Genomic DNA, 12,414 nt, shown 5'->3' on the forward strand with positions numbered 1-12,414 from the left:
TTCAGCCATCGAAAATTTTATACTTTCCTGTACTTTAAAAAATGGTTGGTAGAACTCATTAAATTTTCTACCAACCACTATTTAAATTGTATAATTACATTTTTTAAATATATTATTTCCTATTGTAATTTTCTTTCCTACAAATATTAACTATTCAGACTTTAATTTAAATCCAATTCCCCATACTGTTTGTATATATTCATTTTCCTTATCTATCTTAGATATCTTGGCTCTTAAATTACTAATATGTACATTAACAGTATTATAATCTCCAATGAATTCATCTTTCCAAACTGCCTCAAATAAATTTGCCCTTGTAAACACTTTGTTAGGATTACTAATTAATAGTTCTAATATATCAAATTCTCTAACTGTTAAATTTATGTTTATTCCATTTACCTGTACTTGTCTACTATCTATATCTAAAGTTAAATTTTTATGAGTTAATTTATTATTGCTATTTGTTTTAGAACTAGAAAATGCTTTATACCTTCTTAATTGTGCCTCTACTCTAGCCAAAACTTCATTTATATCAAATGGCTTACTAATAAAATCATCAGCCCCCATTTTTAATACTCCAATCTTATCTTCTGGAGTTATCTTAGCTGACTCCACTATTATTGGCATTAAATAATTCTTTCTAATTTCCTTTATTAACTCTTCTCCGCATATCCCTGGTAACATTAAATCTAAAATTATAAGATCATATTGACTTTTCTCAATGCACATCTTTGCTTCTGATCCCGAATATGCCCCTCTTACATCATATCCATTTTGACTTAGTATCTTACATAACAGCGCATTTATATCCCAGTCATCTTCAACTACTAATATTTTGTTACTTGCATTCATAAATTCTCCATCCTCTATAACAAATAATTATATAAATTATATCAAAAAATTATATCTCTATAAATTAGTATTACTAAAGAGGCTGTCGCAATAGCGGATAAAAAAATCCGTTAGCGATAGCCTCAATATATATTTGTTATGAAATTTATGATGAATGGATATATTGAAACTATATCTATTCATTAAGTTTTCAAAACAGTTCAAACACAGTATATCATATATACAATTATTTTAATTATGAGATTTTTAAATGACTTTCATAAAAATACTTAATGCAATTTCCTAGGAAATTATTTTTCCTTTAAATCATTAATCATATCTCTAAGTTCTGCAGCTCTTTCAAATTGAAGATTCTTAGCAGCATCTTTCATTTCATCAGTATATTCCTTTATTAATTTAACCTTATCATTTTCAGATAATCCTGTGCTATCAACTTCATAAGTTTCAGATTCTTCTGTAACCATTATACTTCCAATAACGTCTCTTACATCCTTTTTAATGGTCTTAGGTATTATGCCATGCTCCTTATTATAATCCATTTGAATCTTTCTTCTTCTTTCTGTTTCCTTAATGGCTCTATCCATAGATCCAGTTATGCTATCAGCATACATAACAACCTTACTCTCAGCATTTCTAGCTGCTCTACCTATTGTTTGTATCATAGATGTCTCTGATCTTAAGAATCCTTCTTTATCAGCATCTAAAATTGCCACTAAAGCAACTTCTGGTATATCAAGCCCTTCTCTTAAAAGGTTAATTCCCACAAGCACATCATACTTACCAAGTCTTAGGTCTCTAATTATTTCCATTCTCTCAATTGTATCTATATCAGAATGCATATATGTTGTCTTCACATCAATATCAGTAAGATACTTAGTTAAATCTTCTGCCATCTTTTTAGTTAATGTAGTAACTAATGTCCTAAATCCTCTCTTAGTAGTTTCTAAGATACTTTCATATAAATCATCAATTTGACCATTTACAGGTCTTATTTCTATTTCAGGATCTATAAGTCCAGTTGGACGTATTATTTGCTCTGCTATATTAGTTGAATGATCTACCTCATATTGGCCTGGTGTAGCAGAAACAAAAATAACTTGATTAATCTTATTCTCAAATTCTTTAAACTGTAATGGCCTATTATCATAAGCTGATGGAAGTCTAAATCCATACTCTACTAAGTTATCTTTTCTTGATTTATCTCCAGCATACATTGCCCTAACTTGTGGTAATGTAACGTGGCTTTCATCAATAAACATTAAGTAATCATCTGGGAAATAATCTAACAATGTTTGTGGTGGCGTTCCTGGCGCTCTTCCATCAAGAATTCTAGAATAATTTTCTATACCACTACAATATCCCATTTCCTTAATCATTTCAATATCATAGTTTGTTCTTTGTCTTAACCTTTGAGCTTCCACAAGTTTATCTTGTGATGTAAGCTCTTTTAATCTTTCCTCTAATTCATATTCTATTACATTAATTGCTTTATCTATTGTTTCTTGTGAAGCAGCAAAGTGAGATGCTGGAGTTATTGATACATGCTTTCTATCTCCAATTATCTTCCCTGTTAACACATCAAATTCTCTTATTCTATCAATTTCATCACCAAAGAACTCTATTCTTATTCCATTATTAGATGATGATGATGGAACTATATCTAAAGAATCACCTCTTACTCTAAATGTACCTCTAGAAAAGTCTATATCATTTCTTTCATATTGAATATCTATAAGCTTTCTTATAATTTCATCTCTATCTTTTTCCATTCCTGGTCTTAAAGATATTGTAAGCTTTTTATATTCTTCTGGATTACCTAATCCATATATACAAGAAACTGATGCAACAATAATTACATCTCTTCTTTCTAATAACGCTGATGTAGCAGCATGTCTAAGCTTATCTATCTCATCATTTATAGATGCATCTTTTTCTATAAATGTATCAGTGGAAGCCACATAAGCTTCTGGTTGATAGTAGTCATAATATGATACAAAATATTCAACTATATTGTTTGGAAAGAATTCTTTAAATTCAGAACATAATTGAGCTGCTAAAGTTTTATTATGTGCTAATACTATAGTTGGTTTTTGAACCCTTTCGATAATATTGGCCATGGTATAGGTTTTTCCTGAACCAGTAACCCCTAATAGTGTTTGAAATTCTCGTCCTTCTTCTATTCCACCTGTTAGTGAATCAATGGCTTTAGGTTGATCCCCCATTGGTTTAAATTTTGAATGTATCTTAAATTTATTCATTTTTTTATCAACTCCGTCATAATTAATACTATATATCTATTCTACTTATTATTAACATTTTGTAAAATTTATTAACATCTAAATTTAAGCTATAAAAAAATAGCAATTGCAAATGCAATCACTATTTTTTGATTTTTAATTGCTCTAATATTCTTTTAAATTCATCACTGCTTATATCAATTCTACTTTCATCTTTTATCATACGAGGAACTAATAATACTCCCAACCTTCTATTCCCTAATTGTAATATATAATCATTTATCTTACCGTATCTACTTTTTATTTTAATAGGTAAAGTAGACTTAGCTTCTTTAACAGCATTTAATATATCTACCTCTGAAGTTGCAGCTTCACCATTTACAGCTAAAATTTTATCACCTCTTCTAATTCCTGCTTCAAAAGCCACAGAATTAGGTGCTACTTCAAGTATTGATATACCATCCTCACCACTTACATATAAGTATTCTCCATTTTTTTCTTTCATTCTTTCAAATTTAATCAATAACTCATGTGCTAATGGCATATAAACTAATGCTATTATTTCTCCAACTAATCCAATACTACATAATTGTGAAACAATAAGTAATGATATTCCATATAATAATATTCCTATCCCTGCTCCTAGTACTTTTTCCTTTTTTCTTTTAGTAAAGGTAACAGAACTATAACCTATTACACCATAAAAAGGAGCAAACATTAAAGATGCTGTAGCTAAAATTGCTGTTAAATTAAAATCTTTAATAATAGGCCACCAACTATATGTTGGTGCTGAAATTATTCCTGTTCCTGAAGACTCTCCACTAATCATTATCATCACAGCTATGGGTATAGCCCAGTATCTATTAAATGAAAATCCACCAACTATTTTGTTTTCCCTATTACTGAATACCGGAATTGAACCTCTACTTCCATCTACCATTACAATGATGCCCTCCATAATGTGTAAAACCGCTATAAAACTAGTTAATGAAAGTATATTTACATTGATATATGACTTCATACCAATGCTATTTAATATTATATTTAATATCATACTCACTGCTCCAAGTAATGCTCCAGAATAAGCAAAGCATACAAGCTTAGGCCTTATGCTCAATAGTACTATTGATGTTATAAAAATAAATTCTATACCTGAATTATTGCCAAAACTAATACCTAATATAGCTAATATAACACTTCCTATTGTTCCTGCTAATATACCTATCACTATTTGTGATAATGTTAATTCTAGGGGAGTATCAATTACTTCTCCTATTGTCATTTGTTGTATAATTGCAGTCTTTTTATTTTTTAAATAAAATATTATTCCAAATACTATAAGCATTAGTAAATATGTTGGTTCAATTATTGCTTTTGCTACAGTTCTTAGACTATATGTTATCAGCTCCATTTGTAGCCTCCTAAGTTACTATTTTTGTCTTATTACCTCTAATGCCTTTTGGAATTGTGTATCAATGTCCCTACTATACTCTTGACTTAACACTTCTTCGCTTAATTCTACATTAATATCTGGCTCAATACCTTTACCATGAATATTTTCTCCATTAGGACAATAATACTTTGATGTTGTTACTTTAATAGCTCCAGTATCTCCGTCACTTTGTACAAAAGGAATAAGCTGTTGAACTATACCTTTTCCAAATGTTGTAGTTCCTATAACTGTTGCTACATTATTATCTTTTAATGCTCCTGTAACAACTTCTGATGCACTGGCACTTCCACCATTTACTAATACCACTAATGGCATACCAATTGTATTTCCACCTTGAGATAAAGAAACTTGCTTATTATCATATTTATCTATGGTATAAGTAATCATCTCTCCTTTTGGAATAAAGTTAGATGCTATCTCAACACATTTATCTAAATATCCTCCTGGATTTCCTCTAAGGTCTAATATTAATCTTTCCATTCCACTTTCTTTTAATTCATTGAGCTTTTCTGTAAATTTAACACTTACATCTTCATCACTAAAAGTAGTAATTTGAATATACCCAATATTACCTTCTAATATTTCACCTTTTACTGATTCACTTTGAATTTCTTCTCTTACTATGTCAAATTGTAAAGTCTCTTCTCCTCTTTTTATAATTAACTTTACTGAAACACCTTTTTCTCCTCTAACTCTTGATACTACCTCTTCACTATTGGCATCAGTAACTTCATAATCATCAACTTGTAAAATTACATCTCCTGCCTTTATTCCCGCTCTATCAGCTGGTGAACCTTCAATTGGTGATATTATTACCACCTTTTCATCTCTTACACCAATTTGTGCTCCTATTCCATAAAAATTATTATTTGATTCTATAAAATTCTTATATTCATCTGAATTCATATAAACAGTATATGGATCACCTAAAGCAGATGCCATTCCTTTCATAGCACCTTCTAAAAGTACAGTATCATCTATGTCTCCATCATATTTTGCCATAAGCAGGCTTCTAAGTTCAAATAAGTCACTATATTTATTTGCATCACTTATCTTTCCTAAGTCCCCAGCAGCTTTTTCAGGAACTCCAGTTAAAATAAATCCTTTAGTTGCTGCAATATTACCTCCATAAAACATTCCAATTCCTGTTCCTACAAATAATACAGCTATGGCAGCAACCTTTAACCATTTAAATTTATCTTTCCTACTCTCTTTTTCCTCTCTCTTAAAATTTTCCATTGTCCTACTTCCTTTCAATGTATGTTCAATAGCTTTATGCTTTTTATATCTATATCTTATATAATAATAATATTAATTTAAATAAATGTTAAGCTTCTTTTTTATTTATCTATATTTTTTTTATTTTTTAATAAAAATAAGGAGCTATAAATATCATACAGCTCCTTATTAATTTATTTTTCAATATTTAGTTTTTATACAACTAAGAATTTTCTTAGTGCAGCTATACTTCCAATAGCTCCAACTACTATTCCACCTAATAAGAATCCTCCTAATAAAGTTGTTAATACAAATGATACTGGAACTAAGTTAGCTATTAAAAGGTTACTTGCTATAAATCCAAATACACCTCTATAGATAAAGTATAGTACTGCTGTTGCAAGCAATGAACCAATGGCTCCAATGATTATACCTTCAATAACAAATGGCCATCTTATAAACCAATCTGTTGCTCCAACAAACTTCATTATTCCTACTTCTCTTCTTCTTGAATATACAGCTAATTTGATTGTATTCATTATTAAGAATATTGATACTCCAATAAATACAAAGAATAATATTACTCCTAATATTTGTACAAAATCAACTACTCTGCTTATTTTTTCAATTAATTCTTGTTGATTAGTAACAGATTCCACACCTGTCATATCTTCTACTGCTTTAGTTACATTACTTGCATATGATGCATCTTCTAGAGTAACTATATATGAACTTGCTAGTGGATTATTTTCAAGGCTATATCCTTCAAGCATACCACTATTTCCTTCTAAATCCTTCTTAAGTTTTGTAAAGGCTTCATCTTTTGATTCATAAGTTACTGCTTTTACTCCATCCTGCTCCGATAATTTAATTTCTACTTCCCTTTTATTTACAAGCTTTATATCATCTTGTAAATAAACTTTTATTTCTATCTTATCAGCTACATCTTCTATAGTCTTATTAAAATTTAAACCAACTAAAGTAAATGTACCTAATACAAAAAATGTTACTAATACAGTTAACATTGCAGCAAAACTAACTGTTATATTACGTTTTATACTTTTCAGGGCATCTACTATAAAATAATTTATTGTATTAATTTTCATTTTCGTACATCCCCTTTCTATCATCTCTTACTATAGAACCTTTTTCTATAGCTATAACTCTCTTCTTCATATTATCAACTATATCCTTAGCGTGAGTAGCCATAACTATTGTTGTACCAGATTTATTTATATCTTCTAATAATTCCATAATTTCTTTTGCTGTATCTGGATCTAGATTACCAGTAGGCTCATCAGCTATAAGTACAGATGGATTATTCACTATAGCCCTAGCCAATGATACTCTCTGTTGCTCTCCCCCTGATAATTCATTAGGGAACATTTTATATTTATGAGATAATCCAACAAGAGATAAAACCATTGGTACTCTCTTTCTTATTTCCTTTTGAGATGCTTCCACAACTCTCATGGCAAAAGCAACATTTTCATAAACATTTAATGTTGGTATAAGTCTGAAATCTTGAAACACCATACCTATCTTTCTTCTGTAATATGGCACTTGATTTCTTTTTATTTCTGATAAATTCCTATCTGCAACAGTTATATTTCCCATTGTAGGTTCAATTTCTTTTAATAGCATTTTTATAAAAGTTGACTTTCCTGACCCTGAAGGTCCAACTAAAAATACAAAATCTCCTGAATTTATTTTAACACTTACATCTGATAACGCTTTTACATTGTTGTTATATATCTTGGATACATTATTAAATTCTATCATTAAAACACCTCGTATCATTCTTTTCTCAAAAACTCTAAATTGATTATATCACAGAAAATCCTATTGACCAACAATGTACCTAATTATTTATCATTATCCAATTTTTTAGTAATTATCATTAAATCCTAATCCTAACACCTCTTTTGAGTCATTTACTGTAATGAATGCTTCTGGATTATTTTCCTTAATAAAGTTCTTTAATGTAATAAATTGATTATTACTAAGCACAGTGTAAACAATATTTACTTCACTATAAGTATATCCGCCTTTTCCATTTAACACTGTACACCCTCTATTTATATCTTTATTTATAAAGTTAACTACCATATCAGCTTTACTAGTGATGATAAACACTTGCTTACATGTATTAAACCCATCAATAAACTTATCAATAAGAAGTCCTATTAATATTAAACTAAAGAAACCAAATAGTCCCTTATCTATACCGAAAACATTAATTGCTAAAAGACATATAATTGAATCATTTAATAATAATGCTGTTCCAACACCTAAAGGTGTGAATTTGCTTATTATAGCTGCCAATATACTGGTTCCTCCTGTTGATGCACCTTGATGAAATACTATTGCTGATCCCATTGCTAAAAGTGCTGAACCAAAAAAGCTAGCTAAAAACATGTTTTCTGTTAACATTACAGGGTTAAACACTTTCTCAATTATTTCCATAACTACAGAAAGTATCACAGTAGCATACAGACTTTTTCCACCAAATCCTTTTCCTAAAACCACAAAAGCTACAATAAATAAAATAATATTTAATATGAATACCATTATACTTATATTCCAACCTGTAATTCCATTAATTACAAGAGCTATACCTGAAACCCCACCAGCTGCTATATCATTTGGAAATAAGAAATATTCCAGTCCAATTGCTGTTAATACTATTCCTAATGTTGTTAATGCATACTCCCTTATTTTTTTCATTTGTACCACCCTAACCTTTAATTATTCTCCATTAATTTCTTTAAAGCCTTCTCCCATAACTTCAGCTACTTCACTGACAGTTATAAAAGCACTCTTATCTATTTGGCTAATATATCTCTTAAGCTTAATAAATTCACTTCTACCTATAACAGTGTAAAGTATAGTAGTTTGCTTTTCAGTAAATCCTCCTATACCATTAATAAAAGTGCAACCTCTTTCTAAATCATTTAAAATAAATTCACTTATTTTTTTACTTTCCTTGCTTATTATTGTAACTTCATTACAAATATTAAAACCAGCAATGGCTTTATCTATAGCAAAGCCACTTATTATTACTGCTAATACTGCATATAATCCCTTTTGTACTCCAAAGGTCATTGCTCCTGCTAATGTAACTATAAAATCCACTATCAACAGTGATTTTCCTATATTAAAATGTAAAAATTTATGTAATATCTTTGCCAAAATATCAGTCCCACCTGTAGATGCATTGCAGTTAAATACAATTGCTAAGCCTGATGCAGAAATTATTGTTCCTAAGATAGTTGCTAGCATAAGATCATTAGTTGCTTCATAAGGAAATACTTTTTCTAAAAGCCACATAAATCCTGACAAAGTAAGACTAGCATAAATGCTCTTTCCACCAAATTTACTTCCTATCACCAAAAAAGCAACTATATATAAAATACAATCCATCATTAATACCAATAGTCCTATAGGTATTTCTGGAACGAAATTATTAATTATTATTGCTATACCACTTAAGCCTCCTGCAGCAATGTTATTAGGTTGAAAAAAGTATACTACCGATACTGCTACAAGAAATACACCAAAAGTGATTAATATAAAATCTCTTAAATTATATTTGTTCATAATATACTCCTATTATTTAAATTACTATAATTATGTTTCCTCTTTTACCTCTTTTTATCCCATTTACATTGAATATTATTCCAATGAACAATTATATCATAAACTTTTATAAAAACTAGTTCATGATATACGAATTATGAAATTGTAATTAAAATCATGGTTTTACTTATAAAACTAATCTTAAATTTATATATTTAATTATAAAAAGATGACAAATCAAAAATATTTCATTTTGATCTGCCATCTATATCAATAAGATTTTAAACTATCTTCTTAATTCAATAGCTCTTTTAACTTTTTCAACAACATTTGCAGCTGTTAATCCATAGTACTCTAATAATTCATCTGGTTTTCCACTTTGACCAAATTGATCATTAATACCAACCTTCACTACTGGCACTGGACAAACTTCATCTAAAACTTCTGATACTGCTGAACCTAGCCCACCAATTATGCTATGTTCTTCAACTGTTACAATTGCTCCTGTTTCCTTAGCAGCCTTTACTAAAATGTCTGAATCAATCGGTTTTAGAGTATGGATATTAATAACTCTTGCAGAAATTCCTTGTGATGCTAAGATTTCCTTAGCTTCTAAAGCAACATCCACCATTATTCCTGTAGCTACTATTGTTAAATCTGTACCTTCATTTAAAAGTACACCTTTACCAATTTCAAATTTATAATTATTTTCATCATTTATAACATTAACAGGCGCTCTACCTAATCTTACATAGCAAGGTCCATTATACTCTGCTATTGCTTCTATTGCTGCTTTTGTCTCAACAGCATCTGATGGTGAAATAACTACCATATTAGGTATTGATCTCATTAATGATAAATCTTCCACTGTTTGATGTGATGCACCATCTTCTCCAACTGTTATACCTGCATGAGTAGCACACACTTTTACATTTAATCTTGGATAGCAAATTGCATTTCTTATTTGTTCAAATGCTCTTCCTGCTGCAAACATAGCAAATGTACTTACAAAAGGAATCTTTCCACAAGTAGAAAGCCCCGCTGCCACTGACACCATATTTGCTTCTGCAATTCCCATATTAAAGAATCTTTCTGGACATATAGCCTTAAATTCTGAAGTTTTTGTAGACTTTGAAAGATCTGCATCTAAAACCACTATATTTTCATTAGTATTAGCTAATTCTGCTAAAGCTTTTCCATATGCTTCTCTTGTTGCAATCTTTTTACTCATTAATTTTCCCCTCCTAATTCCTTTAATGCTGCTTCACATTGCTCTCTGCTAGGTGCTATACCATGCCATTCAGCTTGGTTTTCCATAAATGATACGCCTTTTCCTTTGATTGTTTTACAAACTACTGCCGTAGGCTTATCTTTACACTCTTTTGCTTTTTCTATAGCATCTATAATTTCTTCATAGTTATGACCATCAATAACTAAAACATTCCAACCAAAAGCTTCAAATTTTTTATCTATTGGACAAGGATTCATAACTTTTGTTATATCTCCATCAATTTGTAATCCATTAAAATCAATGAAAGCTGTTAAGTTATTTAACTTATAATGTGCTGCACACATTGAAGCTTCCCATACTTGACCTTCCTCTAATTCTCCATCACCTAATATTGTATAAACTCTATAATCCTTCTTATCTATCTTTCCAGCTAAAGCCATTCCTACTGCTGCAGAAATCCCTTGTCCTAATGATCCTGTTGACATATCAATTCCTGGTAAATATTGAATACTTGGGTGACCTTGTAATCTTGATTTAAACTTTCTTAAAGTTGATAATTCTTCTACTGGGAAATATCCTCTTCTAGCTAAAGTACTATAAAGTACAGGGGCAGCATGGCCTTTTGATAAAACAAATCTATCTCTATTTGGATCCTTTTCATTGTTAGGATCTATATTCATTTCCTTAAAAAATAATACAGTCATAATATCAGTAGCTGATAATGATCCTCCTGGATGCCCTGATGCTGATTCAGTAAGCATCTTCACTATGTCTTTTCTAATTTCTGTAGATATTGATTTTAATTCGTCTAAACTCTTTGCCATTGTGTATCCTCCTCAATTAATTCTTAATATATAAATTATTAATTATTCATAATAAATGATACAGATCATATAAATTAAGCTTTGTATTAATACGTCATTTTATTCTTTAAATTTATACTATCATATGAATCACTCTTTGTATATACTATTATTTTGATTAGTGTATACTTTTATTATTATTTAATTTATATTGTGTATCACTTTAATCTCACCCTACCTATTTTTATATGTACAATTACTGTTTATATGTATTATTTATACAACAAAAGCAGAGTCATTTTAACTCTGCCTTTTCATTATCTTTTACTACTACTTATCTAAATTTAAGCTAATTAGCAATGCTTTGTCCACTTTTTTCATATCAATATCTGTCATATGTCCAATCTTTTCTTTCAGTCTCTTTTTATCAAGAGTCCTTATTTGTTCTAATAACACTACTGAATCTCTGTTTAATCCATATTCAACTGAAGAAATCTCCACATGAGTTGGAAGTTTAGCCTTATTAATTTGTGAAGTTATTGCTGATACAATAACAGTAGGACTATATTTATTTCCTATATCATTTTGTATTATAATAACTGGCCTAATTCCACCTTGCTCTGAGCCTATAACTGGACTTAAATCTGCATAAAAAATATCCCCTCTTTTTACTACTATAGTCGCCATTTAAATTCTCACACTCCGCAAAGCCATTTCTCATATTCGCAAATATCGTCAAATTTATATTGTACATTTCCCTTTGAGAAATCAATAGCCTTTGAAAGTTCTAAATTAATATCTGACATTTCTTCATACCCTATCCTCATTAATTCAAGAAACTCTCCTTCATATTTCTTCTCATCATATTTTATTAAATTTTCCTTAATATATTTCCTATTTTTTTTATCAAAATCTTCATTTATTTTTCTAAAGATTTGATTTTCAAATTTATCTGACATACTTGTCCTCCTAAGAGTACATAATTTTATCCTTTAGAAAATTATATTTCAATTTGTGCTAGTCTGTAAATAGAAAATAATA

The 12,414-nt window shown here is 29.5% G+C and carries 12 protein-coding genes; all 12 read right to left on the reverse strand.

The window, feature by feature from the left end; genetic code table 11:
* Nucleotides 1-150: 150 nt before the first annotated feature.
* The gene (locus Q5O29_RS06155) at nt 151-852 is read right to left on the reverse strand and encodes a response regulator transcription factor (RefSeq protein ID WP_022212098.1); all 702 of its coding nucleotides are present in this window, start codon (nt 850-852) and stop codon (nt 151-153) included.
* A 290-nt stretch (nt 853-1,142) separates the two neighbouring features.
* Nucleotides 1,143-3,110, reverse strand: a complete 1,968-nt coding sequence (gene uvrB, locus Q5O29_RS06160; protein WP_022212099.1) for an excinuclease ABC subunit UvrB — start codon at nt 3,108-3,110, stop codon at nt 1,143-1,145.
* 121 nt (nt 3,111-3,231) lie between these two features.
* Nucleotides 3,232-4,500: a PDZ domain-containing protein gene (locus tag Q5O29_RS06165; RefSeq protein WP_022212100.1), complete on the reverse strand. Its 1,269-nt coding sequence runs from the start codon at nt 4,498-4,500 to the stop codon at nt 3,232-3,234.
* An 18-nt stretch (nt 4,501-4,518) separates the two neighbouring features.
* Entirely contained in the window at nt 4,519-5,781 is a 1,263-nt protein-coding gene (locus Q5O29_RS06170) for a S41 family peptidase (protein WP_022212101.1), read from the reverse strand.
* Between the two features lie 194 nt (nt 5,782-5,975).
* Nucleotides 5,976-6,866, reverse strand: a complete 891-nt coding sequence (gene ftsX / locus Q5O29_RS06175; RefSeq protein ID WP_022212102.1) for a permease-like cell division protein FtsX — start codon at nt 6,864-6,866, stop codon at nt 5,976-5,978.
* A complete protein-coding gene (gene ftsE / locus Q5O29_RS06180; protein WP_022212103.1) occupies nt 6,856-7,542 on the reverse strand; it encodes a cell division ATP-binding protein FtsE in 687 nt (228 codons plus the stop codon). Before ftsE ends, ftsX begins: the two co-directional genes overlap by 11 nt.
* Nucleotides 7,543-7,647: 105 nt before the next feature.
* On the reverse strand, nt 7,648-8,487 hold the full coding sequence (locus tag Q5O29_RS06185; protein WP_022212104.1) for a YitT family protein: 840 nt from the start codon (nt 8,485-8,487) through the stop codon (nt 7,648-7,650).
* Between the two features lie 21 nt (nt 8,488-8,508).
* Complete coding sequence (locus Q5O29_RS06190; protein WP_022212105.1) at nt 8,509-9,360, reverse strand: YitT family protein; 852 nt, start codon at nt 9,358-9,360, stop codon at nt 8,509-8,511.
* Nucleotides 9,361-9,625: 265 nt separating this feature from the next.
* The gene (locus tag Q5O29_RS06195) at nt 9,626-10,570 is read right to left on the reverse strand and encodes a transketolase family protein (protein WP_022212106.1); all 945 of its coding nucleotides are present in this window, start codon (nt 10,568-10,570) and stop codon (nt 9,626-9,628) included.
* Complete coding sequence (locus Q5O29_RS06200) at nt 10,570-11,394, reverse strand: transketolase (protein WP_022212107.1); 825 nt, start codon at nt 11,392-11,394, stop codon at nt 10,570-10,572. Before Q5O29_RS06200 ends, Q5O29_RS06195 begins: the two co-directional genes overlap by 1 nt.
* 309 nt (nt 11,395-11,703) lie before the next feature.
* Nucleotides 11,704-12,060, reverse strand: a complete 357-nt coding sequence (locus tag Q5O29_RS06205) for a type II toxin-antitoxin system PemK/MazF family toxin (RefSeq protein WP_022212108.1) — start codon at nt 12,058-12,060, stop codon at nt 11,704-11,706.
* 8 nt (nt 12,061-12,068) lie between these two features.
* Nucleotides 12,069-12,332, reverse strand: coding sequence for a hypothetical protein (locus Q5O29_RS06210; RefSeq protein WP_022212109.1), 264 nt, complete (start codon nt 12,330-12,332; stop codon nt 12,069-12,071).
* Nucleotides 12,333-12,414: the final 82 nt, after the last annotated feature.

Origin of the sequence: Clostridium sp. CAG:265, assembly GCF_000436575.1 — a bacterium.
Lineage (GTDB): Bacteria > Bacillota > Clostridia > Clostridiales > Clostridiaceae > Clostridium > Clostridium lentum.